This is a genomic window from Hymenobacter sp. CRA2 (assembly GCF_002007105.1).
GTDB lineage: Bacteria > Bacteroidota > Bacteroidia > Cytophagales > Hymenobacteraceae > Solirubrum.
On sequence record NZ_MVBC01000007.1, the window covers coordinates 77,039 to 101,772 of the forward strand.

Genomic DNA, 24,734 nt, shown 5'->3' on the forward strand with positions numbered 1-24,734 from the left:
GAACTGCAGCAGTGCAGGTAGCAAAAAAAGACCGCCCGGAGCGGTCTTTTTTGTGCCCGGTTGCGTATGCCGTCTGTTGTTACCGAATCATCTCACTGGCCGCTCGCTGCGGCCCGTTTCGTCAGTTATGGACTACATCCGCCTCGGAAATACCGGCCTGAAAGTTTCGCGCATTTGCCTCGGCACTATGACCTACGGCCGCCCCACCGAGCGGTGGCCCTGGGCCTTGGAAGAGGAAGCCAGTCGGCCATTTATTCAGCAGGCCCTGGAGCTGGGCATCAACTTCTTTGATACGGCTGACGTGTACTCCAACGGGGCCAGTGAGGAAGTGCTGGGCCGCGCCCTGCGCGACTTCGCCAAGCGCGACGAGGTGGTGCTGGCTACCAAAGTGTACAACCCCATGGGCCCCGACCCGAATAACCGCGGCCTTTCGCGCAAGCACATCATGAGTGCCATCGACGCGAGCCTGAAGCGCCTTGGCACCGATTACGTCGACCTCTACCAGATTCACCGCTGGGACTACAACACGCCCATTGAAGAGACGCTGGAAGCCCTGCACGACGTGGTAAAGGCCGGCAAGGCGCGCTACATCGGTGCCTCCAGCATGTACGCGTGGCAGTTTGCCCAGGCCCTCTACCTGGCCGACAAGCACAACTGGACGCGCTTCGTGTCGATGCAGCCGCACTACAACTTGGTGTACCGCGAGGAGGAGCGCGAAATGCTGCCGCTGTGCCAGGACCAGAGAATTGGCGTAATTCCCTGGTCGCCGCTGGCGCGCGGGCTGCTTTCGGGCAAGCGCCGCAAGGAGGGCAACGAAACCGAGCGTGCCCGCACCGACGCTTTCGCCAAGAGCATGTACTCCCGCGACGATGATTTTCAGGTAGCCGACCGCGTCTCGGCGCTGGCCGAACAACGGGGCCTACCCGCCGCGCAAATTGCCCTGGCCTGGTTGCTGTCGAAGTCGGTGGTGACGGCGCCCATCGTCGGGGCCAGCAAGCCTGGGCACCTGGAAGACGCCGTGGCCGCCGTATCGGTCAAGCTGTCGGGCCAGGAAATCAAGCAGCTGGAAGAGCTGTATCAGCCGCACCCGGTACTAGGCTTTTCGTAAGCTTTCGGGGAGGATCAGGAGAGCCCCTGAACAGCAGGCGCAGCTTGGTGCCACTTGAGCTTTCCGCAAGCGTCAGCCTGCATCGGGCGTACGGCGCAGCCGAAAGGCCTTTTGCTGTGCCATGCGCCAAATGCAGGCTGACTCGTGTGCTCACGGATGAGCTTGCCCCGCCGCGTGCTCTTGGTACTGCATCAGGAGCCGCGGGGCCGGCTTCCCGGAATCAAGGTCAAAAGCCCTGCAACGGAGCCGGGTCCGAGGCAAGAGCGTTTTCGGTGTAATGGGCGGGGCGGCGGACGCAGTACGCCGCCAAAGCCGCCGCACGGGCCTGGCTTTGCTCCAGGCTGGTGGAAGCCCGGATAACCAGCTCCGATTTCAGCTCCTGGCTGTGACCCAAGGAAATGGGGCGGTTTTTCGTGATGGCCTGAAACAGCAGCCGGGCCGCTTCCTTGCCGATGGAGTACGCCGGCTGCGTGATGGTGGTGAGGGGCGGATCGAGCAGGGAGGCTATTTCCAGGTTGGAAAAGCCAATGACTTTGACGTCCTGCGGGATGCGCAGGCCCAGGTTGTGGCAGGCTTCGTAGCTGCACATGGCCAGGCTCTCGATGGAGGCAAAAATGCCGTCGATGCGGCGCTGCCGGAGCAGTTGCTCGATGGCGTCGATATCCTGCGTCCGGTTCGTGCCGCCCTGCAGTACCAACGATTCATCGAAGGGCACGCCCGCGTCGCGCAGGGCGTCGATGTAGCCCTGCATGCGCCGGCGACTAATGGACAAGCTGGGAGAGAGGGTGAGGTGGGCAATGCTGCGGCAGCCCACCTCGAGCAGGTGCCGCGTGGCTCGGTAGCCGCTGTCGTAGTCGTCGGTGGTGACTTTGGCCGTGGCCATGTCGTCGTACACCCGGTCGAAAAACACCATCGGAATGCCCCGCTCGCGCAGCATGTCCAGGTGGCCCAAATCGTGGCTGGTGCTGGCTACCGAGAGCAGCACCCCGTCGACGCGGCCGCCGGCCAGCAACCGCACAATGGACGCTTCTTGCTGGTAATCCTCGTGGGTGAGGTACACCAGCACGTGGTAGTTGTTGTTGCGGGCCACTTCCTCGATGCCGTTGATGGCGAGGGAGAAGAAGTGGTTGGCGACTTCCGGAATCACCACGCCGATGGTTTTGCTGCGCTGCCGCCGCAGGCTGCTGGCGTAGGGGTTGGGTTCGTAGTTGAGCTTGTTGGCCAGTTCGCGCACCCGGTCTTTCGTCGCCTGCGAGATGTCATACCGGTCGTTGAGCGCGCGGGAGACTGTGGCCACGGAGAGGTTCAGCTCCTCGGCCAGTTTCTTCAGGTTCACCGATTTCATAATCCAAGGTAGGTAGGCCGCGCGGGCTTACCCCACTTGCTCAGGGCGGTAGCAGCTATTGCGTTGGTTTTACGTAACAAAATCAGGCTTTTCGCTGGCTTATGTCAGTTGAAGTAAGTGCGTGATTACATGTTGTAAATTACTGATAGTGAAAGTGTAATTAAGGCGCGTGGGCCGCTGAGGTAACCCTATCGGCAATGGGTGAGTGCGCGCTCATGTTCCGTAAACGTTTACGTAAATAAAGTCGCCTTACAGCGTTTTTGCGACTCGCAGTTTGCGGAGATTTCCACCATCAATTCTCCTGAGCAAGCCGCGACCTGCCCTAGACGACCGTCCTGTCTCTGCCGCTGTTAGCGCCGGCAAGCTCCGCGAGCGTGCCTGTTGCGGTTTTTCGGCGCCGCGTGTGCTGCGCCGTTTTTACCTTTTTTCAAGTACCATGACCGATAGTTTTTCCCTGCGCGGTAAGGTGGTCGTCGTCACCGGCGGCACCGGCATCCTGGGCCAGGCCTTCATCAGCGGCATTGCCGACGCGGGCGGCACCGTCGCCATTCTGGGCCGCAACGCCGCGGTAGCGCACGAGCGCGCCGAGGCCATCAAAAGCCAGGGCGGCGATGCGCTGGCGCTGGTGGCCGACGTACTGGATGAAGACCAGCTGCGCGCCGCCTGCCAGCAGGTAATGAGCACCTACGGCCGCATCGACGGGCTGGTGAATGCCGCCGGCGGCAACGGTCCCGACGGCGTGCTCGACCCGGCGGAGGACGTATTCAAGATGAACCTGGCGGGCATGAAGCGCGTGATGGACCTGAACCTCTGGGGGGCGGTGCTGCCCACGCAGGTATTTGGCGAGGCACTGGCCCAGTCGGGCACGGGCAGCATCGTCAACATCTCCTCCATGAACTCCAAGCGCGCCATCACCAAGGTGCTGGGCTACAACATGGGCAAGGCCGCCCTGGACTGCTACAACCAATGGTTTGCGGTGGAAATGGCGCACCGCTACGGCGACCGGCTGCGCATGAACGCGCTGGCCCCGGGCTTCTTCCTCACCGAGCAAAACCGCGCTCTGCTCACCAATGCGGACGGCTCCTTTACCGAGCGTGGCGAGAAAGTCATTCGCCAGACGCCGTTCAAACGCTTCGGCCACCCCGACGAGCTGCAGGGCGCCCTGGTCTGGCTGCTCAGCGACGCTTCCAAATTCGTGACCGGCTCCATGATTTGCGTCGACGGCGGGTTCTCCATCTTTGGCGGCGTATAACATGACGCAGCCGATGAACCTCTACCTGATGGAGCAGACCATGCGCTGGTTTGGCCCCAACGACCCCGTTTCCCTAGCCGACATCCGCCAGGCCGGCTGCACCGGCGTAGTCACCGCCCTGCACCACGTGCCCAACGGCGAGGTGTGGCCAGTCGACGAAATTCAGCGCCGCAAAGCCGAAATCGAGGCTGCGGGCCTCGTATGGAGCGTGGTGGAAAGCGTGCCAGTGCACGAAGCCATCAAAACCCAGACCGGCGACTTCCAGCGCTACATCCTCAACTACCAGCAGAGCCTGCGCAACCTGGCCGCCTGCGACGTACGCGTGGTGACCTACAACTTCATGCCCGTGCTCGACTGGACGCGCACCGACCTCAGCTACGAAGTGGCCGACGGCTCCCGCGCCCTGCGCTTCGAGCGCGCCGCCTTCGTGGCCTTCGATGCGCTGCTGCTCCGGCGCCCCGGCGCCGAAGCCGAGTACCCAGCCGAGGAGCTGGGCCGCGCCGAAGCCCGGCTGGCAGGCATGAGCGAGGCCGAGCGGCAGCTGCTGGTGCGCAACATCATTGCCGGCCTGCCCGGTTCGGAGGAAAGCTTCACCCTGCAGCAGTTTCAGCAGGCCTTGGATACGTATCAGGGCATCGACGCCGACAAGCTGCGCCAGCATCTGATCTACTTCCTGCAGCAGGTGGCGCCGGTGGCCGAGGAAGCGGGCGTGAAGCTGGTAATTCACCCCGACGACCCGCCGTACCCCATCCTGGGGCTGCCGCGCGTGGTGAGCACCGCCGCCGATGTACAAGCGTTGTTCGAGGCGGTGCCTTCGCCCAGCAACGGGCTATGCTTCTGCACCGGCTCCTTCGGCGTGCGCCCCGACAACGACCTGCCCGCCATGGTGCGCCAGTTTGCCGACCGCATCCACTTTGTGCACCTGCGCAGCACCCGCCGCAACGAGCACGGCGACTTTTTCGAGGACAACCACCTCGAGGGCGACGTGGACATGTACGGCGTGATGCGCGAGCTGGTAGCCGTGATGCAGCAGCGCCAACTCAGCTTGGCCGTGCGCCCCGACCACGGCCACCAGATGCTCGACGACCTGACCAAGAAAACCAACCCCGGCTACTCCGCCATAGGCCGCCTGCGCGGCCTCGCGGAGCTGCGCGGCCTGGAGCTGGGCATAGCCCGCAGCCTGCACTAGGAATTTGTGCCGTTTGTCATCCTGAGCCGCAGGCGAAGGACCTTATTCCGCGTGCTCGACCTGCGTCAGCTACTAGCCGACGTGGTAAGGTCCTTCGCCTTTAGCTCAGGATGACAGACAATTTCGCAGCTCTACTAAGCCATTCCCTTTACTCCACTCTTGGAGCCCTGCGTGAGTACTTTCAGAACCATTTGCACGCCCATATTGGCCGCCGCACTGCTGCTCCTGACAGCGGCTGCGGCGGCTGTCGGGCAGCAGCGTGTGCGGCTCAATGCCGGCTGGGAGTTTGTGCGCCAGGACCTCGGCGGCGTGTGGGAAGCCGTGCGTCCCGTGGGGGCCGGCAACCCGGAGGGCGTGCCGCTGTGGGAGCCCGTGCCCGTGCCCCACTGCTTCAACGCCCGCGACGCCGTGGACCCGGACGTGAACTACTACCAGGGGCCGGGCTGGTACCGCACCCAGCTCGAAGTAAAGAACCCGTACCCTGGCGGCCGTACCGTGCTGCACTTCGAGGGCGCCGGGCAGAAAACGGAGGTGTACCTGTACACCACCAAAGTCGGCAGCCACGTGGGCGGCTACGACGAATGGACGGTAGACCTGACCCAGGCCATTGCCGACTTCCAGAAGACCGACGTCTACCAGAAGCAGTTCAAGGGCAAGGTGCCGCTCAGCATCCGCTGCGACAATTCTCGCGACCTGGAAATGATACCGTCCGACCTCTCGGACTTCAACCTCTACGGTGGCCTCTACCGCTACCTCAATCTGGAGTACCTGCCTGCTGTGGCCCTGGAGCGGGTGGCGGCCAAGGCCGAAGTGGACGCGGCGGGCAAGGCAGGCACGCTCACCGTCAAGGCCACGCTCTATAACCCAACCGGCAGCAGCGCGGCCCCCGTCACGGTGCGGGTACTGGACCCGCGCGGCAAGCAGATAGAGCAGTTCAAAGGCCCGTTGCCGCTGCATGCCGGCGAGCAAGCCGTGCACCAGTTCAAGCTCAAGAACCCGCGGCTCTGGTCGCCGGAAACGCCGCAGCTCTACGCGGTGGAAGTCTCCGTGGGAACCGGCGCGCAGGCCTACCGGCAGACGGAGAAAGTGGGCTTCCGGCACATTGAGTTCGTGGAAAAAGGCCCGTTCAAGCTCAACGGGCAGCGCCTGCTGCTGCGCGGTACCCACCGCCACGAAGACCACGCCGGCGTGGCCGCGGCTATGACCGAGCCCATGATTCAGCAGGAAATGGTGATGATGAAGCAAATGGGCGTCAACTTCATTCGCCTCGGCCACTACCAACAGTCGCCCATCGTGCTCAACCTCTGCGACTCGCTGGGCATCCTGGTCTGGGAGGAAATTCCCTGGTGCCGCGGCGGCCTCGGTGGGCCGGTGTACCAGGCGCAGGCCAAGCGCATGCTGACCAACATGATTCAGCAGCACTACAACCACCCGGCCGTCATCATCTGGGGCCTGGGCAACGAAAACGACTGGCCCGGCGACTTTCCCGAGTTCGACAAGCAGCAGATCCGCGCCTTCATGACCGAGCTGAATGACCTCTCGCACCAGCTCGACCCGGCGCGTTACACCGCCATCCGCCGCTGCGACTTCTGCAAGGACATCGTCGACGTGTACTCGCCCTCCATCTGGGCCGGCTGGTACCGCGGCATTTACACCGAGTACAAGGAGGCCAGCCGCAAGGAATTTGAGGGCGTGAAGCGCTTCCTGCACGTGGAGTGGGGCGGCGACTCGCATGCCGGCCGCCACTCCGAAACCCCCGACAACGCCCTGGCCAAAATCAGCGCTGGGCAGGGCGCCGACGAGCGCGCCGGCGACGCTTCGTTGGTGGGCGGTGCGGCCCGCGTATCCAAGGACGGCGACTGGAGCGAATCCTACCTCTGCAACCTCGTGGACTGGCACCTCAAGGAGCAGGAAACCATGCCCTGGCTCAGTGGCGCGGCCTACTGGCCCTTCAAGGACTTCAGCACGCCCGTGCGCCCCGACAACCCTGTGCCTTACATGAACCAGAAGGGCGTGGTGGAGCGCGACTTCACGCCCAAGGAGGCCTACTACGTGTTCCAGTCGTACTGGACCGCGCAGCCGATGGCCCACATCTACGGCCACGGCTGGCCGGTGCGCTGGGGCGAGGAAGGCGAACTGAAAATGGTGAAGGTGTACTCCAACTGCGCCGAGGCCGAGCTATTCGTCAACGGCAAAAGCTACGGCGTGAAAAAGCGCAGCAGCCAGGACTTTCCCGCCGCCAGCCTGCACTGGAACGTGCCCCTCATCAGCGGCCAAAACGAGGTGCGCGTGGTGGCCCGCCAGGGCAAGCAGACGGTTACCGACCAGCTCAGCTTCCGTTACCAGACGCAGAAATGGGGCAAGCCGGCCAAGCTCACGCTGGAGAAAGTAGGGGACGCCAACGGGCTGACCACCGTGGAAGTCAAGCTCTACGACGCGCAGGGCGTGCAGTGCCTCGATGCCGCCAACTGGGTAAACTTCTCCCTGGCCGGCGCCGGCCAACTGCTCGATGACCTGGGCACCAGCAGCGGCTCGCGTAAGGTGCAGGCCTACAACGGCCGCGCCATCATCCGCCTGCGCGCCCCGCAAAAGGGCAAAACCGCCGTGGCCGTTCAGTCGCCGGGCCTCGAAACTGTGTTGCTGACGCTGTGATGAAAAAGATGACCAAGCACCGCGCAAACCGCGCCAGCCCAGGATTTACCCTCCGGGCTGGTCAGTGGCGCGTTTCCTCGGCGTTATGCCTGGTGCTGCTCGTGCTGCTGGGGCCGCCCGCCTTGGCCCAGCGCCTCACGCAGACCATCAACACCGGTTGGCAGTTCGCCAAAGCGCCCGGCCAGGACTTCGCCAGTGCCCAGGCCCCGGCCAGCGGCTGGGAAAAGGTGGCCTTGCCCCACACCTGGAATGCCACTGACGTGCTCGACGACGAACCGGGCTACTACCGCGGCGTGGGCTGGTACAAAAAGACCCTGCAGGTGCCCACCGACTGGCAGCCGCGCCGCGTGTACCTACGCTTTGAGGGCGCCAGCCAGGAGACCGAGGTGTACGTGAACGGGCAATTGGCCGGCCGCCACGCTGGCGGCTACACGGCCTTCCGGGTGCCCGTAAGCCAGTGGCTGAAGTTCGGTGCCGGGGCTGCCAACGAAGTACTGGTCAAGCTCACCAACCGGCATAACGTGGACATCCCGCCGCTTTCGGCCGACTTCACTTTTTACGGCGGCATCTACCGCGACGTGCACCTGGAGGCCGCCGACCCCGTGCACTTCGACCTCGACAATCACGCTTCCAGCGGGGTCTTCGTCAGCACGCCGGCCGTGTCGGCGGCGGCGGCGGAAGTGGTGGTGAGCGGGGCCGTAAGCAACGATTCGGAACGCAGCCGCAAGGTGGCGGTGCTCACGCAGGTGCTCGACCCGAGCGGCCGCGTGGTGGCGCGGCAGCAAACCAGCGTTGCGCTGAAAGCAGGGGAGAGGCGGCCCTTCCGGCAGCAGCTGCCAAAACTGCTAACGCCCCGGCTTTGGTCGCCGGACGCGCCTGCCCTGTACCGGGTGGTGTCCTCCATCACCGAAGGCCAGCAGCAGCTCGACGAGGTGACCAACCCGCTGGGCTTGCGCTGGTTTCGCTTCGATGCCGACAAGGGCTTTTTCCTGAACGGGCAGCCGCTCAAGCTCATCGGCACCAACCGCCACCAGGACCAGCCCGGCCTCGGCAACGCCCTGCCCAATGCCCTGCACGAGCGCGACGTGCGGCTGCTCAAGCAGATGGGCGGCAACTTTCTGCGCGTGTCGCACTACCCCCAGGACCCCGCGGTGCTCGAAGCCTGCGACCGGCTCGGCATTCTGGCCTCGGTGGAAATTCCCATTGTCAACGCCATTACGCCCTCGGCAGGCTTTACCCAGAACTGCCTGACCATGCAGCGGGAGATGATCCGCCAGGGCTTCAACCACCCGTCGGTCATCATCTGGGCTTACATGAACGAGGTGCTGCTGCGCCTGCCCGAGGGCATCAAGCGCGACAACGAGGCCGGCAAGGTGTACCTGCAGCAGGTCAATGAGCTGGCCCGGCAGCTCGAGGACCTCACCCGGCGCGAAGACCCGGGCCGCGCCACCATGCTCGTGAACCACGGCGACTGGAACCTCTACCAGCAGGCAGGCCTGACGCAGATTCCGATGCTTGTGGGCTGGAACCTCTACCAGGGCTGGTACTCCGGCGAGCTGACCGGCTTTGCCGAATTCTTGGACAAGCACCACCGCGAGCTGCCCACCAAGCCGGTCCTCATTACCGAGTACGGCGCCGATTCCGACGTGCGCCTGCACAGCTTCCAGCCCCGGCGCTTCGACAAGACCATGGAGTACGCCAACCGCTACCACCAGTACTACCTGGAGCAGATTCTGGCCCGGCCCTTCGTGGCGGGCAGCACCGTCTGGAACCTGGCCGAGTTCAACTCTGAAACCCGGCAGGAAGCCGTGCCGCACGTCAACAACAAGAGCCTGCTCACCGGGGAGCGGCAGCCCAAGGACACCTATTTCTACTACCAGGCCAAGCTGCTGAAAACGCCCTTCCTCAAAATCGGCTCCCGCGGCTGGGTACTGCGCAGCGGCCTGGCCGCCGGGCCCGATTCGCTCTACTGTCCGCAGCCCGTGGACGTGTACACCAACCAGCCCGCCGTGCGCCTGCTGCTCAACGGCCGCGACCTGGGCACCCAGCCTGCCGAAGGCGGTATTGCCCGCTTCCGGGTTCCCTTCGCCAACGGCCGGAACCAGCTGCACGCCGAAGCACCTAATCAGCCGCTCAGCGACCAAGCAGATATCGAGTTCCGGCTCGTGCCCACCGACCTGCGCGCCGCCGCGCTGTCCTTCACCGAGCTGAACGTGAGCCTGGGCGACGCCCGCATCTTCACCGACGACAAGCTGCAGCAGGTGTGGCTGCCCGAGCAGGAATACCGGCCCGGCGGCTGGGGCTACGTGGGCGGGCAGGTGTACAAGCTGCCCGGTGAGCGGCTGCCCTACGGCTCCGACCGCAACATCCTCGGCACCGACTACGACGCCATCTACGAAACCCAGCGGGTAGGCCTGCAGCAGTTCCGCGCCGACGTGCCCGACGGCGAGTACGAAGTCACGTTGCACTTCGCCGAGCTGGAAGCCGTGCCCCAGGCCGAGCAACTGGTCTACAACCTCTCAGCCAGTACCGCCGCGGGTAGCGTGGCTACGAAGCCCACGCGGACCTTCGCAGTGCTGCTGAACGGGCTACCGGTGCTGCCCGCGCTGGGCGCTGCTACGGGGCTGCTGCCGCTGCAAGCCACTAGCTTCACCTTTCCGGCGTCAGCGCGGGCGGGGCAGGGCATTATTGTCGATTTCAAGCCGCTCGTGGGCGAGGCCGTGCTCAACGGTATCCAGCTCCGGCGGCGCTACTGAGGTGGTTCATCGAGCCGCGTCATGTTGATTTTTGCCATCGGGAACCCGCGCGTCGGGCTACAAGGGAAAGGGCCGCCGGCCGGGCAGCCCTGCTGAAAAAGGAAGGTGCGTGGGAACACCTCCGGCGAGCAGTACCCTTGCGGCCACGGCGCTGCGGGCGCCCGATGTGCATACAGTCGCCGCTATTCCTGGTGAATACGCGGCCTTACTTCTACCCGGCGCTGCACGGGCAGCGTCAACCTTTGCCTTACTCCAAACCAATGATTTTCAGATCGTGGAAGCTGGCTCCGACCAGCGTAAAATCAACGCTTTCCGCCGCCCAAACCCTGCTGTTGCTCGGGGCCCTGCTGGCGCCGGCCGCCCCCGCGGCCGCGCAGCGCAAGGCAGCTAAATCGGCGGTAAAAGCGGCCCCGGCGGCCAACGTCGAGCAGCGCGTGGCAGCGCTGCTGGCGCAGATGACGCTGGAGGAGAAAATCGGGCAGCTGACCCAGTACTCCGGCCGCGAGGTGACCGGGCCGGTAAACCCGCGGCAGACCGACCTGCTCAACCAGATTCGCTCCGGCCAGGTAGGCTCCATGCTGAACGTGAAGGGTGTGGCCGATACGCGCGCCATTCAGGCCGAAGCGCTGAAGGCACGCCTGAAAATTCCGCTGCTCTTCGGCCTCGACGTGATTCACGGCTACCAGACGGTGTTTCCGGTGCCGCTGGGCGAGGCCGCCAGCTGGGACCTGGATGCCATCCGCTTGTCGGCGCACGTAGCGGCGCGCGAAGCCGCCGCCTCGGGCGTGCACTGGACCTTCGCGCCTATGGTGGACGTGGGCCGCGACCCGCGCTGGGGCCGCGTGATGGAAGGCGCCGGCGAAGACACCTACCTCGGCAGCCAGATTGCCCGGGCGCGGGTGCTGGGCTTCCAGGGCGAGCGGCTCGGCGGCACCGATGCCATCATGGCCTGCGCCAAGCACTTTGCCGCCTACGGCGCCGCCATTGCCGGCCGCGACTACAACGCCGTGGACCTGAGTCCGCAGCAGCTGTGGGAGGTGTATTTGCCGCCCTTCAAAGCGTCCGTCGATGCCGGCGTGGCCACGTTCATGAACTCCTTCAATACCCTGAACGGGCAGCCCGCCACCGGCAGTAGCTACCTGCAGCGCGACATTCTGAAGGGCCAGTGGAAGTACCCCGGCTTCGTGGTGTCCGACTGGGGCTCCATCCGCGAAATGGTGCCCTGGGGCTACGCCCCGACGCCCGCCGACGCGGCCCAGAAAGCCCTGGTGGCCGGCAACGACATGGACATGGAAAACGACGTGTACCGCACCACCCTGGCCCAGCTGGTCAAGGACGGCAAGGTAGACGTAGCCCTGGTTGACGACGCGGCCGGCCGCATCCTGCGCAAGAAGTTTGAGTTGGGCCTCTTCGACGACCCCTATAAGTTCTCGGACCTGAAGCGCGAAAAGCAGGTGCTGGCCGACCCGCAGCACCGCACCGCCGCCCGCGAGGTGGCCCGCAAGTCCATGGTGCTGCTCAAAAATGAGCGCAACACCCTGCCGCTGAGTGCGCAACAGCGGCGTATTGTCGTCATCGGTCCGCTGGCCAAGAGCAAGCGTGACTTGGCCGGGAGCTGGACGGTGTACGCCGACACCACGCAAATCGTGTCGATGTACGACGGGCTGCAGCAGCGCGCCGGCAAGAGCGCCGAGCTGCGCTACGCCAAGGGCTGCGACATCACGGGCAGCTCGCGCGCGGGCTTTGCGCAGGCGGTGGAAGCGGCCAAAAACGCCGATGTGGTGGTGCTAGCCGTGGGGGAGAGCTGGGATATGAGCGGCGAGGCCAAGTCGCGGGTCGACATTCACCTGCCCGGCATGCAGGAGGAGTTGTTTCAGGCGCTGAAAGCCACCGGCAAGCCCGTGGTAGCGGTGGTCTTTGGGGGCCGTCCGCTCATCTTCAACCAGATTGCTGAGCAGGCCGACGCCATTCTCTACGCCTGGTTTCCCGGCTCGGAAGGCGGCCACGCCCTGGCCGACGTGCTCTACGGCGACTACAACCCCGCGGGTAAGCTGCCGAGCACCTTCCCGCGCTCGGTGGGCCAGCTGCCCTTGCCCTACACCCAGTACAACACCGGCCGGCCCGTCACCAAGCCCGGCGACATCCGCTACAAGTCGGCCTATATCGACGAGCTGAACACGCCGCGCTACGCCTTCGGCCACGGCCTGAGCTACACCACGTTCCGCTACGACAACCTGCAGCTGAGCCAGCCCAAGCTCGGCACTGGCCAGACCGCGCAGCTGCAATGCACCGTCACCAATACCGGCCAGCGGGCCGGCGAGGAGGTGGTGCAACTCTATGTGCGCGACCTGGTGGCCTCGGTGGTGCGCCCGCTCCGGGAGCTGAAGGGCTTCCAGAAAATCAACCTCAAGCCCGGCGAATCCCGCACCGTCACCTTCACCATCGGCCCCGATCAGCTGGCCTTCTACAACGCGCAGCTGCAGTGGGCGGCCGAGCCCGGTGAGTTCGAGCTGATGATTGGCTCTGCCTCCGACGACATTCGCCAGCAGACCAAGCTGGAGCTGCTGCCGTAGCGGTGGCGTACCGTGGGGCTTCCGCCCGTCGTGCAGCGGCCCGGCCGAAACACGACGGGCGGAAGTTTGCAGCCAGAGCTTGAATACCAATCCGGACCGCCCGGCGTGCTACCTATTCCTCTTTCCTTCGATACCATGAACCGAAAGCTTCTTCCCATCAGCTTAGGCCTGAGCCTGCTCGTGGCCCCGGCCTGGGCGCAGGACGCCCTCTACAAAAAGACGCTGAAGCTGGCCGAAACGCAGGCCAACCTGATGCTGCAGGAAGTGCCCAAAGCCGTGCAGCAAAAGCCCACCGCGGCCGGCAAGCCCGCCCCGGTGTCGCCGCGTAGCCTCACGCCCGCGGGCGAGCTGGCAGTGGTGCCCTCGCCCGACTGGACCAGCGGCTTCTTTCCCGCCGAGCTGTGGCTGCTTTACCAGGCCACCGGCAAGGCGGAGTGGCAAACCGCCGCCCGCACGTACACGGCCCGGATCGAGCCGGAGCAGTACAACAAGACCACCCACGACCTGGGCTTCATGGTGTACTGCCCCGTGGGCAAGGGCTACGAGTTGACGCAGGACGCGCACTACAAACCGGTGATTCTGCAGGCGGCCCGCAGCCTGAGCAGCCGCTTCAACGCCAAGACCGGCACGCTGCGCTCCTGGGACCATAACCGCGACAACTGGCAGTTTCCGGTCATCATCGACAACATGATGAACCTGGAGCTGCTCTTCGAAGCCACCCGGCTCAGCGGCGACTCTTCGTTCTACCAACTGGCCGTGACGCACGCCAACACCACCCTGCGCAACCACTTCCGGCCCGACTTCAGCTCCTACCACGTGGTGGACTACGACCCGGCAACCGGCCAGGTGCGCCAGCGCCAGACGGCCCAGGGCTACGCCGACGAATCGGCGTGGGCGCGCGGGCAGGCCTGGGGCCTGTACGGCTACACCATGTGCTACCGCGAAACCAGGAACAAGGTCTATCTGCAGCAGGCCGAAAACATTGCCCGGTTTATCCTCAACCACCCCAATATGCCGAAAGACCTGGTGCCGTACTGGGACTACAACGCACCCGATATTCCCGCTGCCCCGCGCGACGCCTCCGCCGCAGCCATTACGGCTTCGGCCCTGTACGAGCTGAGTACTTACAGCGCCGCCAACGCCGCGCTCTACCGCAGCAAGGCCGAGCAGATGGTCAAGAGCCTCGCCAAGTCCTACACCGCGCAGCCCGGCGGCAGCCACGGCTTCCTGCTGCTGCACAGCACCGGCCACAAACCGGCCAACAGCGAAATCGACGTGCCGCTGATCTACGCCGATTATTACTTCCTGGAAGCGCTGCAGCGGCGCAAGAACCTGGCTACTGGCACCAACGTGCTGCAGGCCGGCGCCAGCCAGGCCACGCGCTAACCTGGCGGCCGGGGCGCATCCGTCGTGCCAGTCAACGAGCCGTTGGCTGGCACTGGTGTTTTCGGTAGGTAGTGCAGTCGAGTCGTTATGCCCGCAGCATGTAGATGTGCGGAATGCCATCCTCCAGATACCCTTCACCCTGCTGCTCAAAGCCGAAGCTTTCGTAGAAGTGCTTCAGGTACAGCTGCGCCCCGATCTTGATGGGCTGCGCGCCGAACAGCGTCTCGCACTGGCTTATGGCTTGCCCCATGAGTTGGCGGCCGAAGCCGTAGCGCCGGAAGCGCGGCGACGCCACCACGCGGCCGATGCTCACCTGCGCGTAGCTCAGCCCCGGCCCGAACAAGCGTGCATAGGCCGCCAGGTCGCCTTCCGGGGTGTGGCCCAGCAGGTGGTAGGCCACCTGGTCCTGCCCGTCGATGTCCTGAAAGGCGCAGGTCTGCTCCACCACGAACACCTCGCTGCGCAGCTGCAACAGGGCGTAAAGCTCGGCGAGGAAAAGGTCGGCAAACGGCTTGGTGGTCCAGGTCAGCGTCATTGGGAAGGCAAATATGGGCGGCAAAAGTACGGGGCAACTGGCAGCGGAGCTACGCCCGCCTTGCTTCATTTGGCGCCCGGCGCAGCCGAAAAAGCTGCTTCCTCGCTGGCCTGAGTCGTTGTTCACCTTGTCATCCTGAGCGACTGGCTTTAGAGTATTATCCAACGTGAGCAGGCCCTTCGCCCATTGCTCAGGATGACAGCGGAAGTATGTGCGTTGAACAAGAACACACTTTCACCTACAACCCGCGCACGTAAGCCGCCATTTTCTCGCGCATCGGCTCGTCGGGCAGCTCGCCTTCGGCGGCGCGCAGGTTATCGGCCATATGCTCGGGGCTGCTGGTGCCGGGGATGACGCAGGTGACGGCCGGGTGCGAAAGGATGAACTTAAGTAGAAACTGCGGCCAGCTGCCGATGCCCAGCTCGGCGGCCCATTCGGGCAGGGTGCGGCCGCGCAGGCGCTGGAGCAGGCGTCCCTCGCCGTAGGGGCGGTTGATGAGCGTGGCCACGCCGCGGGCCGCGGCCGCGGGCAGCAGGCGCTGCTCGGCGTGGCGGTCGAGGATGGAGTAGTTGAACTGCACGAAGTCCACGGGCTCCTGCGTGAGCACGCGCTCCAGCTCGGCGTGCATGCCGTCGGTGTAGTGCGTGATGCCGAGGTAGCGCACCCGGCCGGCCGCCTGCCAGTCGCGCAGCGTGGGCAGGTGCGTTTGCCAGTCCACCAGGTTATGAATCTGCATCAGGTCGAGGCTTGGGCGGCGCAGCTTGCGCAGCGAGCCCTCCATCTGCGCGATGCCCGCTTGGCGCCCCTGGGTCCAGACTTTGGTGGCGTAGAAAAACGTGTCGGCAGCGGGCAGTTGCTGCGTCAGCTCGCCCACCACGCTTTCGGCCCGCCCGTACATCGGCGACGAGTCGATGACCGCGCCGCCGTGGGTGTGCAGGGTTTCCAGCGTTTGGCGCAGACCGGGCTGGGCGCCGGGGTTGGGCGCGTCAAAGGTTTGCCAGGTGCCTAGCCCCACGGCGGGCAGCGGCTGCTGGCTGGACGGAATCAGGCGGGTAAGCATAGCAGGGCAAGGATGGTCGGAAGCGTGTACGCAAGCTGGCGCCCGAGGCTGCCGGCCGCGGCCGGAATTGCCGGCTGGCACCGCCGGGTAAAGTCGAGCTGTGCGTTGCGAATGTGGTTTTTGCAGAACGTGGCCCACGGCAGTTGCGTAAGCGCTACCTCCATTCTACCGAAACACCATGAGCAAGAAATCCGTGAAATTTGCCAAGGCCCAGCGCCCGAGCGGGGCCTCGACCAGCGCCGAGCACCCGAGCACCGCCAAGGAGCAGGGCTACAAGTCCAAAGGAAAAGGCCCGAGCACCGGCACCATCATGGGCGCCTCGTTGCTGGCCGTGGGTGCCGGCGTCCTCATCGCCCTCACGCGCCGCAGCTGGCCCATCAAGCAAGCGCAGGAAGCCGCCACCGGCCTCTTCAAAGGCAAGAGCCAGGACAACAAGGACCAAGGACAGGGCCAAGCCGTGAAAGGCGTCGACCCGGACCTGAGCGCCGAAGTGGCCAACGCCACCCAATCGAGCCCACAGAACGAGGGCAACTTCACCGACGAAGGCGCCACCGGCAACAACGACTAAGCCGCTCTGCGGCGCACGACCCACTGCAAAAGGCCCCGGCTTGCCGGGGCCTTTTTGCGTGTAAGTAAGCCGTTCAGGCTGCCTGGCAGCCGTTACGCGGCGCCTTCGCGGGTCAGCAGCATGGCACCGTAGGAGTAGCCCCCACCGAACACCGTCACTACCACCCGGTCGTGGGGCTGCAGCTGCGCCCAGGTATCGGCCAGGCCGATGGCGGCACCCGCGCAGCCCGTGTTGCCAAGCCGCTCCACGTTGGATACCACGCGCTCGGGCGCCAGGCCGGTGTTGCGCACCACCACGTCGCTGATGCGCTTGTTGGCCTGGTGCGGAATCAGCCAGCGCAAGTCCTGCACGGTCAGGCCGTGGCGTTCCAGCACCTGTTCGGTTACGCGGGTCATGTACTGGCAGGCGTACTGAAACACGTCGCGGCCGTGGGGCATCACGATGCCGCGCTCCACCGGTTTCAGCGTCACGCTGGTGGTGGCTTTGCCCACCGTGGCGGCCCCGGCGGTGATGACTTCATCCACCCGCAAATCGGTGTCGGCGAGCTTTTCCGGCGTGAGCAGCAGCGCCGCGGCGCCGTCGCCCCAGAGGTGGCCAGCCACGGTGTCCTGCTCGTTGTTGTAGGCCGTGTTGTGCTCCGAGGTGACGACCAGCGCGCGGCGGGCCTTGCCCAAGGCGAAGTAGCCCTGCACGATTTCTACCGCGTTCAGCAGCGAGGAGCAGGCCGAGGAGATGCTCACCACCGGGATGTCGGCCACGCCCAGGGCGTGCTGCACGGCGTGGGCCAGCGTCACGATGGTATCGTGGGGCGTGTAGGTGGCGCCCACGATGAGGTCGATGTCGGCCGCTTCGATGCCGGGCGCTTCCTGCAGAACCCGCTGGCTGGCCGCAATGGCCATGGTGTTGGTGTTTTCGCCTTTGCCGGCGCGGCGTCGTTCACGGATGCCGGTTCGTTCGATAATCCAGTCCGACGAAAGGCCGTTGAGCTGGGTGAAGTGGTCGTTAGAAACGACGGTAGCGGGCAAATACGCCGCGACGTGGTGGAGGTACACAGAAACGATGGGGGTAGGCAGACAACAAAAGCGGCGCGGTAACGGGGGAAAGACGTCTGGCCGGGCCCAAGTTAGGCAGCCTTTGCGTACGGGGCGGGCTGGGCCGCGTTGCGCCGGGTGTGGCCGCGGTAACTCGGGCGCCGAGGGCCCGTACCGTCTACTACCGCGGCGGCCGCGGACCGGGGCCTCTCCCGGCCGCCGGTGGCTGCGCCCGCATCGTATGTGGATTATCTTTTCATTGCTGGCCGCTATATCCGCCGCCGTGGTCGTAACCCTCTCGAAGGTAGGCATCAAGCACGTCGACCCCGTCCTGGCCTTTGCCATTCAGGCCGTGCTGATCTTGCTGGTGTCGTGGGGCGTGGTGGCCTGGCAGGGCAAGCTGGGCGGGCTGGCCGAGGTGCCCCGCCGCGACCTGCTGTATCTGGTGGCAGCCGGCGTCATCACCTGCCTCTCGTCGCTGTTTTCTTTTCAGGCTCTCAAGCTCGGGGCGGCCTCCCGCGCCGGTGTGCTCGATAAAGTGTCGCTGGTGTTCGTGGTGATTCTGGCCGTCGTCTTTCTGAAGGAAAAGCTGAACTGGCAGCTCGTGGTGGGCGCCGTGCTGATGGTGGCCGGCGCCGTGTTTATCGCCTGGTCGCAGAAGCAGGCCGGGTAGCGGATCAGGCCTACTTCTGCTGTAAGTGCCCCGACTAACGGCGGCAGACTATTCCGCGAAGGTGATAGGTTCGGTACGGGCCACCACCGTGGAGCGGTGCGCCGAAGTGTACTTCACCAAATAGTAGGAGCAGGTGAGCGGGTGCTTGATGACCGGGTTGTTCCACACGCGGTCCAGGGACGTGACGACGTCCAGGGTGCCGCTGCCCGGCGTCAGCTTCGGGAGTGACCCCGAAGTAGGGGCTCCCACGGTGCGGCCATCGGCCAGCGTGGTGGCAAACTGCACAAACAAGCTGTAGCCATACGTAGCCGTATCGGCCGCCGGCACGGTGTAGGCCAGCCGGGCCCGGATGGTGCTGGCCGCGCTGAGCTGGCTGCCCGCCGCCGGATTCAGCGACAGGATTTCGATGGTGGGCTTCGTCACTGTGGCCGCTGCTTGCGGGGCTGCCGGCGCGCTGCGGGGAGCGGTACAGGACGTCGTGGCGAGGATCAGCGTAGCGGTGGCGGCCAATGCGGCGGTACACAGGGTAAATGGTTTCACGGGGAAAAGTATCAGGTTGGATAATCAGCTGCCAAGGCAGGCGTGCAGATTTCCGAAAATACGCCCCGCCAATCAAATCAACCCGCTTTGGCCGGCAACGATGGACGCCGGCGCGTATAATCCGTTGTTAGTCAAACATCAGGCGCTACGGAGTGCCTTCAGGCCCCGCGCCGCGTCAACCTTGCTCTTTTAGTCATGCGCAAACTGCTTTTGCTGCTGTTGCTGCCTTTTCTGGCTGCCTGCTCCACCACCGACATCAAATCGACCACCGAGACGCCCGGTATCAACCTGGCCGGCTACAAAACCTACAACTTCCTCGACGCAACGGCCCGCAACGAAGCCGCCTTCGACGCCCCGCCCGGCGCCATCGACGCGCTAAAGCAAGCCGTGGGACGCGAGCTGCAACGCCGCGGCTACCGTCAGGCCGCCACCCCCGACGTATGGGTGAACATCGGCGTGGTAACGGAAGAAAAGGTGCAGACGCGCCAGACGAATTTTATCACCGACGGCGCCCCGCAGTACATCGGGCAGCGCAACTACCACTGGAAAAGTGAGGAAGTGCCGGTGAGCACTTACGCCGTGGGCACCGCCACCGTGGAGCTGGTGGATGCGGCCCGCAACGAAGCCGTGTGGCAGGGCGTGGCCGCCAGCACGCTCACCAAAGACCCCGAAAAGCTCACCAGGCGCATCGACGACGCCATGGCCGAGCTGTTCGAGCGGTTCCCGGTGGCGCCGCGGCATTAGCCGGGAAATGGCTGGCCCCCCGCGTATCGTTTTGCTTGATAGACCCGGCAGCGAGGCACGCTGAACGATGTGGCCGCGCCTCAGAAAGTCGTAGCGGCCGGGTTCACCAAACTCCTCTTGGTGAACCCGGCCGCTGCGCACATTTTGGCCCGTGCCGGAATTAGTGAGCCGCGCGGTTCTTCGGGTTACTCAAGCTATTGAGCACTATCGGCACCAATCCCAGGTATACCGGGAAGCGCCGGTAGCGCCAGGGGATACCCGGCGTAAGGGCTGCCAAGGCTAGATACATGGGCGAGGCCAGCAGGCCGATGCGGATGTGGTTCCGAAAGCTGATCAGCGGCAGCAGGCTAGGCGGAAAATCGGTAATGCCGGCAATGGTGCCCTCGCCCAACGCATTGAACAGTACCAAAGCTGCCGCCGCGCTGTTGCGCTTGCGTAGCCAGGCCGACAGCCCCAGCATAGCCGGGAAGGCCAGCAGGTCAATCCACGCGTGGGTCTGGGGCGACACGGGCTTGGGTATGTAGCTGTTTGCCTGGCCAAGCACATGCTGCGCTTCGGCCAGCGCAGTAGCCAGGGAGGGCCGGGAAGTGGTCATTTCAGCGTTGATGAAAGGGTAGCTGTCAGATGATGTCAGGAGCGCGGCCGCGCCAGCAGCCAAGCCGCGCCGCCCACGCCTGCCAAGGCCAGCGCGGCCAGCCAGGGCCGCTTTTGCGCTTTCACGTAGTAGCTGCCGGAGCGAAACCAACCTTCGTGCGAACCGTGCTCCTGCAGGCCGTAACCCGCCTCGTACAGCGCGCTGGTTTCCGGGTTTTTGGAGGGGCGCTTCGGGTCAATTTGGGTAGGCGGAATCAGTGCCTCCATCAGCTTATCCATAAACCGCGGGGCCACGTGGCCGACTACCGCCAGGGCCTTGGCCTGAAAACCCACGAACATATCCCGCTTAGGGTGCTCGGCGGCAAACAGGACGGCTTCGGCGACAGACTCGGGAGGGTAAACCATGCCGCGGTGCGCCACCTGGTGCTCGTAGTAGCTTTGGGCGTGCTCGTTGTAGGGCGTGTCGATGCGGCCGGGGTGAACAAGCGTCACCGACACCGGCGCCTTCTCCATTTCCAGCTCCATGCGCAAGGCATCTGTCCAGCCGTGCAGGGCGTGCTTGGCGCTGCAGTAAGTGCTCTGAACCGGCGTGGCCCGGTCGCCGAAGAAGCTGCCGATGTTGATGAGCGCGCCCGCCTCGCCGCGCTGCTTGTAGTGCGCCACGGCCAGGCGCGAGCCGTACACCGCCCCCCAATACACCGTATCGAACATGCGCTTCATGTCGGGTATTGACACCTCGTCGCAGTAGCCGAAGATGCTCACGCCGGCGTTGTTGACCCAGGTGTCGAAGGTGCCGAATTCGGCCACGGCTGCCGCCGCCAGGCGCATCATCTCCTCCTCGCTGCCGACATCGGTGGGCACGGCCAGCGCCTGCCCGCCCTGCGCGCGGATTTCATCAGCCAACTCGCGCAGGGCTTCGGCGTTGCGGGCGGCCAGCACTACCTTGGCGCCCTGCCTGGCGGCCATACGCGCCGTTACCAGCCCGATGCCGGACGACGCGCCGGTGATGACAATGACTTGTTGAGCAAGGGGTTTAAGCTTGAGTTTCATAGCGGGTGTTTAGAGGAAAAAAGGGCAGTGCTGAACGCAGACAATTCGCGCAGCCTCCGGGCCGCACCAGCTGCCCGGGTGCGCCTGACGTGAGTTGGGTGAAACGGGAGGCTGCCCCGCAGGTTAGTGTCGAGATACGGCTATGGATCAGCTCATTATTCGCTTTGGTGGCTATGGAAGCGGATTTTGTGGAACCGGCGCCAGCATAAAAAACGGGCCGCTGCACACGCAGCGGCCCGTTCTGGCAATAGGTGGTGGGAGCCGGCTACTACAGCCCGCTGCCGCGGTTGGTGTCGTCGTCATCGTCGGAGGTCATGCGGCGCTGCTGAAAGGCCTGGTCGCCTTCCATACGCTCCACTTCCACGTCGGTGCGGCGCACCGTGCCGCGGATAGTTTCGTCGCGCTCCTCCACGTCTTTGCCCAGGCGCACTTCCTCCACCACGCGGGCCTCTTTGCCCACTACGGGCACCTCGGCGCGCTCGGTAATTTCCATTTCGCCTTCGCGGAAGTTCTGAATATCAGCCTCCGTGGCCGGGCGGTTTACGGGGATGCGCTCCACGTTCACGTGTTCCTCGCGCAGGCGCAGGTGCTCTTCTACCGGGCGCTCGATGATGCGGCTGCGCAGGCGGGCGCCACCGGTTTCTACTACGCGCTTGCCCACTTGCATCTGCTCCTCAATGATGGGAATAGCGCCGGTGGTTTGTTGCTGATCTGTCAGGTTCTGGGCGCCGGTTTGCTGCTGGCTGGCATCCATCCAGCCGCTGCGGTATTGCTGGGCGCGCTCATCCACGTCCACGGCCCCGAAACGGTCCAGGATGTCGCGGGCGCGCTCGGCTTCCTGCGTGGTGTCGGCGTGCACGGTAACGAGGGCGCCGCGGCGCGCTACCTCCGAGTAGTTCTGCACTTCGTCGTCGCTGCTGAACAGCGAGCGGAAAAACCCGCCGATGGAGTCGTCACTCGACGACTGAGTGGTTTGCTGGGTGCCGGCGCTTTGGGCCGATACATCTATATGGTCGCGGGTAACCCCGATGGATTCCAGTTGTTGAGCGGCCTGACGCGCCTGGTTGGCGTCGTCGAACATGCCGATGACGGTTTGTTGTGCCATGGTGTTTGGGTAAGGTTTAGGTTGGGGAAATAAAACGGCGGGTCAGGCACTGATGCCCGAGCCCGCCGGTGGGGGCGTGGCGCCGCTGACGCGTTCCACGATGATTTCTTCCTGGCGCAGTGTGACGGGCTGCGTGGTTTCGGCGTGCACCTGCCGCTTGGTGATGCGCACTTCTTCCACGAACAGAATGCGCTTTTCCACCACCAGCACTTCGCGCAGCACGGGCATGATGGTGGTGTCGCCCTCTTGGCGCACGGCCGGTGGGGCCACGTCCACGTACTGGTTGATGGGCACGCGCTGCACCTCGATTTCCTCGCGCACCGTGGGAGCCGTGATGTCGTGGTGTTCCTCGTGTACCTGCTTGGTTACGCGCACGCGGCCGGTTTCCACCACTTCCGTCCCGACGCGCAACTGCTCTTCGATGACCGGAATCACCAGCTGCGGCTCAATGGACTGGGGCGCATTAAAGTCGTCGGAGGGGGTGGGGGCGGCAGGGGGAAGCATGCGCAAGCGTGGCTAGCGCCCAGTGGAGAACTGGGCCGGGTGAAACATCCCGCAGGTGACTAAAGCGGTAAATCACCTGAGCTTACGCGTGCCTTGTTGACTTGTTATTGTCCAGATTAGGATAAAAAATACAACACACGAGCTTAGCGGTAGCCTATCTGATTGCCGGATATTAATATATAATATTTAAGCTATTTATTTGAAAATAAACAGTTTGCTAGTTGGCATGTCGTCTGAAAGCGGTTTTTGCTCATCTTGAATTGTCCGGCTCCGAATGTGCGGGCGCCAGGCGCCGCCAAACCATGCCAGCATTTTCAAATGCAGCGTAAAAAGCCGCGTCAGCTACTCCACCATCAGGCGTTGGCTCTGCTGAGCCGCGCCCTGCGTCAGGCGCAGCTGGTAAGCGCCCGCGGGCAAGCCGCGCACGTCTAGGCTGGGGCTGGTTACCGCCTCGGGCCACGTGGCCTGCCGCACCAGCTGCCCCAGGCTGTTGAGGAGCACCGCGCTGCCGGCCCCGCGGCCGGGTAGCTGCACACTCACGTTCCGGGAAGCCGGGTTCGGATAAACCTGCGCGCTGAGGATTCCGGGTTGACGCGGGCTGGCCGCCGTTGTCGCGCCGCCGAGCTGGGCCACGAAGGCATCGAGGCTGGTGCTGCTGAGCGCGGGCAGCCCGCCGAAGCTCACCTGCTGACCGAAGTAGCCCGTAACGGTCAGCCGGCCGCTAGGGGCCACGGCCACGCCGTTGCCGCTGTCGTGGCTGGTGCCGCCGGCACGCAATGCCCAACCCCAACGGTTGAGCGGGCGGTTCAGCTGGGCCACAAACAGGTCGCGGGCGCCGACGCTGGTCAGGGACGGTTGCGTACCGAAGGTGGCCGTAGCATTGAAGTAGCCGACCACCACCGCGCCATCCGTTCCACTGATGACCACGTCGTTGGCGGTGTCGTCGCCGGGGCCGCCGGCGCGCTGGGCCGTCAGCCACTGCCCGGTGCCGTCGAGCCGCGCCACAAACACGTCGTTGGAGCCGGCACTGACCAGCGCACTGCCCGCCAGCGTCACCGTTCCCGCGAAGTTGCCCGCCACCACCACTTCGTCGGTGGGCACGCTGATGGCTATGGCCGAGCCGGTTTGGCCGGCGCTGCCAATGGCCCACGTCCACTCGCCGGTGGTGCCTTGCAGCCGCGCCACAAACATATTGCGTCCTGTGGTGCCCGTGAGCGGAGGCAGGTTGTCGAAGGTGGCGCCGCGGGTGGTATTGGTGTAAGCACCCACTACCACGGCGTCGCCGTTGGCGGTCAGAGCCAGGTCGTTGGCACCGTCGGTGCCGGTGCTGCCGGCCTGCGTGGCCCAGTGCCAGGAGGCCAGGTTGCTGGTTAGCCGGGCCACAAACACGTCTTCGCCGCCGTTGGTCGTCAGCTGATGAGTCGGCCCAAAGGCAACCACCTGGCTGAAGCTTCCGGCCACCACGACTTCGTCGTTGGCCGTCACCACCAGGCTGCTGCAGTTGTCGAGGCCGACGCCGCCCGCGTGCTGTGTGGCGAGCCACTGGCCGTTGGCGGCGGCTAAGCGCGCCACAAAGACGTCCTGGCCACCGGCGCTGACCACACCTGGCAGTGAGCCAAACCGGGCGGTGCCCACGAAGTTGCCCGCTACCAGCACCTCGCCGGTGGAACTCAGACCAATGCTGGTGGCGTAATCTGCCCCGGAGCCACCGGCCGATTGGGCCCACAGCCACTGCCCCGCGGGGCTGAGCTTGGCCACGAAAATGTCGCTGTTGCCGCGGCTGGTCAGCGCGGGCAGCGTGCCGAAGTTCAGCACGTCGTTGAAGCTGCCCACCACGAAGACGTTGCCGCCGGCATCGACGGCGCAGCGCATGGCATTGACGCCGGACACCGACGTGGTGCGGCTTTGAGCCGTCAGCAGCCAGCTCGGCGGCGCCTGGGCGCGGGCGCGGTGCCCCGGCAGGCCGGTGGCCAGCAGCAGAACCAGGAAGCGGAGCAACGGGCGCAGGCAGCGCGCCGTGTGCCGGCGCAGCGGGGTAGAAAGGGCAATAGGCATGCAGGCAAGCGAGC

General features: G+C 64.8%; 20 protein-coding genes. 10 read left to right on the forward strand and 10 right to left on the reverse strand.

The features are described 5' to 3' along the window. Positions 1 to 127: 127 nt before the first annotated feature. Positions 128 to 1,108, forward strand: coding sequence for an aldo/keto reductase (locus B0919_RS12475; RefSeq protein ID WP_078012592.1), 981 nt, complete (start codon positions 128 to 130; stop codon positions 1,106 to 1,108). 226 nt (positions 1,109 to 1,334) lie between these two features. Here the strand turns inward: B0919_RS12475 and B0919_RS12480 are convergent, their stop codons facing one another. Continuing rightward, on the reverse strand, positions 1,335 to 2,453 hold the full coding sequence (locus tag B0919_RS12480) for a LacI family DNA-binding transcriptional regulator (protein ID WP_078012593.1): 1,119 nt from the start codon (positions 2,451 to 2,453) through the stop codon (positions 1,335 to 1,337). A 436-nt stretch (positions 2,454 to 2,889) separates the two neighbouring features. Here B0919_RS12480 and B0919_RS12485 point away from each other — a divergent pair, with 436 nt between their 5' ends. The 6 genes from B0919_RS12485 (at position 2,890) to B0919_RS12510 (ending at position 14,261) form a co-directional block, all read left to right on the forward strand. Beyond that, positions 2,890 to 3,705 (forward strand): SDR family oxidoreductase, encoded by an 816-nt coding sequence (locus B0919_RS12485; RefSeq protein ID WP_078012594.1) that lies wholly within the window; start codon positions 2,890 to 2,892, stop codon positions 3,703 to 3,705. Position 3,706: 1 nt separating this feature from the next. After that, complete coding sequence (uxuA, locus tag B0919_RS12490) at positions 3,707 to 4,894, forward strand: mannonate dehydratase (RefSeq protein WP_078012595.1); 1,188 nt, start codon at positions 3,707 to 3,709, stop codon at positions 4,892 to 4,894. A 204-nt stretch (positions 4,895 to 5,098) separates the two neighbouring features. Continuing rightward, positions 5,099 to 7,546: a glycoside hydrolase family 2 TIM barrel-domain containing protein gene (locus B0919_RS12495; RefSeq protein ID WP_254846570.1), complete on the forward strand. Its 2,448-nt coding sequence runs from the start codon at positions 5,099 to 5,101 to the stop codon at positions 7,544 to 7,546. Then, positions 7,546 to 10,302: a glycoside hydrolase family 2 TIM barrel-domain containing protein gene (locus B0919_RS12500; protein ID WP_254846571.1), complete on the forward strand. Its 2,757-nt coding sequence runs from the start codon at positions 7,546 to 7,548 to the stop codon at positions 10,300 to 10,302. The genes B0919_RS12495 and B0919_RS12500 overlap by 1 nt, the downstream gene beginning before the upstream one ends. 260 nt (positions 10,303 to 10,562) lie before the next feature. Beyond that, positions 10,563 to 12,875 (forward strand): glycoside hydrolase family 3 N-terminal domain-containing protein, encoded by a 2,313-nt coding sequence (locus tag B0919_RS12505; RefSeq protein WP_078012596.1) that lies wholly within the window; start codon positions 10,563 to 10,565, stop codon positions 12,873 to 12,875. Between the two features lie 135 nt (positions 12,876 to 13,010). Beyond that, positions 13,011 to 14,261, forward strand: coding sequence for a glycoside hydrolase family 88 protein (locus tag B0919_RS12510; RefSeq protein WP_078012597.1), 1,251 nt, complete (start codon positions 13,011 to 13,013; stop codon positions 14,259 to 14,261). Between the two features lie 85 nt (positions 14,262 to 14,346). Here the strand turns inward: B0919_RS12510 and B0919_RS12515 are convergent, their stop codons facing one another. After that, positions 14,347 to 14,796 (reverse strand): GNAT family N-acetyltransferase, encoded by a 450-nt coding sequence (locus B0919_RS12515; protein ID WP_078012598.1) that lies wholly within the window; start codon positions 14,794 to 14,796, stop codon positions 14,347 to 14,349. Between the two features lie 238 nt (positions 14,797 to 15,034). Then, complete coding sequence (locus B0919_RS12520) at positions 15,035 to 15,856, reverse strand: aldo/keto reductase (protein WP_078012599.1); 822 nt, start codon at positions 15,854 to 15,856, stop codon at positions 15,035 to 15,037. Between the two features lie 178 nt (positions 15,857 to 16,034). Here B0919_RS12520 and B0919_RS12530 point away from each other — a divergent pair, with 178 nt between their 5' ends. Then, the gene (locus B0919_RS12530; RefSeq protein ID WP_078012601.1) at positions 16,035 to 16,424 is read left to right on the forward strand and encodes a hypothetical protein; all 390 of its coding nucleotides are present in this window, start codon (positions 16,035 to 16,037) and stop codon (positions 16,422 to 16,424) included. Between the two features lie 92 nt (positions 16,425 to 16,516). Here the strand turns inward: B0919_RS12530 and B0919_RS12535 are convergent, their stop codons facing one another. Then, positions 16,517 to 17,476 carry a 3-oxoacyl-ACP synthase III family protein gene (locus B0919_RS12535; protein ID WP_078012602.1) on the reverse strand — a complete coding sequence of 320 codons (960 nt, stop codon included), beginning with the start codon at positions 17,474 to 17,476 and terminating at the stop codon, positions 16,517 to 16,519. 220 nt (positions 17,477 to 17,696) lie between these two features. Here B0919_RS12535 and B0919_RS12540 point away from each other — a divergent pair, with 220 nt between their 5' ends. Then, positions 17,697 to 18,128 (forward strand): EamA family transporter, encoded by a 432-nt coding sequence (locus tag B0919_RS12540; protein ID WP_078012603.1) that lies wholly within the window; start codon positions 17,697 to 17,699, stop codon positions 18,126 to 18,128. Positions 18,129 to 18,176: 48 nt separating this feature from the next. On the opposite strand, the gene B0919_RS12545 is transcribed toward B0919_RS12540, so the two are convergent. Next, entirely contained in the window at positions 18,177 to 18,668 is a 492-nt protein-coding gene (locus B0919_RS12545; RefSeq protein ID WP_139362091.1) for a hypothetical protein, read from the reverse strand. 195 nt (positions 18,669 to 18,863) lie between these two features. Here B0919_RS12545 and B0919_RS12550 point away from each other — a divergent pair, with 195 nt between their 5' ends. Further along, complete coding sequence (locus B0919_RS12550) at positions 18,864 to 19,412, forward strand: DUF4136 domain-containing protein (protein WP_078012605.1); 549 nt, start codon at positions 18,864 to 18,866, stop codon at positions 19,410 to 19,412. A 160-nt stretch (positions 19,413 to 19,572) separates the two neighbouring features. Here B0919_RS12550 and B0919_RS12555 read toward each other — a convergent pair whose 3' ends face one another. From B0919_RS12555 to B0919_RS12575, 5 genes are all read right to left on the reverse strand, one after another. Next, positions 19,573 to 20,007: a hypothetical protein gene (locus tag B0919_RS12555; protein ID WP_078012606.1), complete on the reverse strand. Its 435-nt coding sequence runs from the start codon at positions 20,005 to 20,007 to the stop codon at positions 19,573 to 19,575. A 35-nt stretch (positions 20,008 to 20,042) separates the two neighbouring features. Continuing rightward, a complete protein-coding gene (locus B0919_RS12560; RefSeq protein WP_078012607.1) occupies positions 20,043 to 21,056 on the reverse strand; it encodes an SDR family oxidoreductase in 1,014 nt (337 codons plus the stop codon). Positions 21,057 to 21,324: 268 nt separating this feature from the next. Continuing rightward, complete coding sequence (locus B0919_RS12565) at positions 21,325 to 22,161, reverse strand: YsnF/AvaK domain-containing protein (protein ID WP_078012608.1); 837 nt, start codon at positions 22,159 to 22,161, stop codon at positions 21,325 to 21,327. 42 nt (positions 22,162 to 22,203) lie between these two features. Next, positions 22,204 to 22,665, reverse strand: a complete 462-nt coding sequence (locus tag B0919_RS12570) for a YsnF/AvaK domain-containing protein (protein ID WP_078012787.1) — start codon at positions 22,663 to 22,665, stop codon at positions 22,204 to 22,206. Positions 22,666 to 23,007: 342 nt separating this feature from the next. Beyond that, the gene (locus B0919_RS12575) at positions 23,008 to 24,720 is read right to left on the reverse strand and encodes a T9SS type A sorting domain-containing protein (RefSeq protein ID WP_176133026.1); all 1,713 of its coding nucleotides are present in this window, start codon (positions 24,718 to 24,720) and stop codon (positions 23,008 to 23,010) included. Between the last annotated feature and the right edge of the window lie 14 nt (positions 24,721 to 24,734).

Coding starts and splice junctions, on each gene's coding strand:
- B0919_RS12475 (WP_078012592.1), top strand. CDS start 128: ATGGACTACATCCGCCTCGGAAATACCGGCCTGAAAGTTTCGCGCATT.
- B0919_RS12480 (WP_078012593.1), bottom strand. CDS start 2,453: ATGAAATCGGTGAACCTGAAGAAACTGGCCGAGGAGCTGAACCTCTCC.
- B0919_RS12485 (WP_078012594.1), top strand. CDS start 2,890: ATGACCGATAGTTTTTCCCTGCGCGGTAAGGTGGTCGTCGTCACCGGC.
- uxuA (WP_078012595.1), top strand. CDS start 3,707: ATGACGCAGCCGATGAACCTCTACCTGATGGAGCAGACCATGCGCTGG.
- B0919_RS12500 (WP_254846571.1), top strand. CDS start 7,546: ATGAAAAAGATGACCAAGCACCGCGCAAACCGCGCCAGCCCAGGATTT.
- B0919_RS12505 (WP_078012596.1), top strand. CDS start 10,563: ATGATTTTCAGATCGTGGAAGCTGGCTCCGACCAGCGTAAAATCAACG.
- B0919_RS12510 (WP_078012597.1), top strand. CDS start 13,011: ATGAACCGAAAGCTTCTTCCCATCAGCTTAGGCCTGAGCCTGCTCGTG.
- B0919_RS12515 (WP_078012598.1), bottom strand. CDS start 14,796: ATGACGCTGACCTGGACCACCAAGCCGTTTGCCGACCTTTTCCTCGCC.
- B0919_RS12520 (WP_078012599.1), bottom strand. CDS start 15,856: ATGCTTACCCGCCTGATTCCGTCCAGCCAGCAGCCGCTGCCCGCCGTG.
- B0919_RS12530 (WP_078012601.1), top strand. CDS start 16,035: ATGAGCAAGAAATCCGTGAAATTTGCCAAGGCCCAGCGCCCGAGCGGG.
- B0919_RS12540 (WP_078012603.1), top strand. CDS start 17,697: ATGTGGATTATCTTTTCATTGCTGGCCGCTATATCCGCCGCCGTGGTC.
- B0919_RS12550 (WP_078012605.1), top strand. CDS start 18,864: ATGCGCAAACTGCTTTTGCTGCTGTTGCTGCCTTTTCTGGCTGCCTGC.
- B0919_RS12555 (WP_078012606.1), bottom strand. CDS start 20,007: ATGACCACTTCCCGGCCCTCCCTGGCTACTGCGCTGGCCGAAGCGCAG.
- B0919_RS12560 (WP_078012607.1), bottom strand. CDS start 21,056: ATGAAACTCAAGCTTAAACCCCTTGCTCAACAAGTCATTGTCATCACC.
- B0919_RS12565 (WP_078012608.1), bottom strand. CDS start 22,161: ATGGCACAACAAACCGTCATCGGCATGTTCGACGACGCCAACCAGGCG.
- B0919_RS12570 (WP_078012787.1), bottom strand. CDS start 22,665: ATGCTTCCCCCTGCCGCCCCCACCCCCTCCGACGACTTTAATGCGCCC.
- B0919_RS12575 (WP_176133026.1), bottom strand. CDS start 24,720: ATGCCTATTGCCCTTTCTACCCCGCTGCGCCGGCACACGGCGCGCTGC.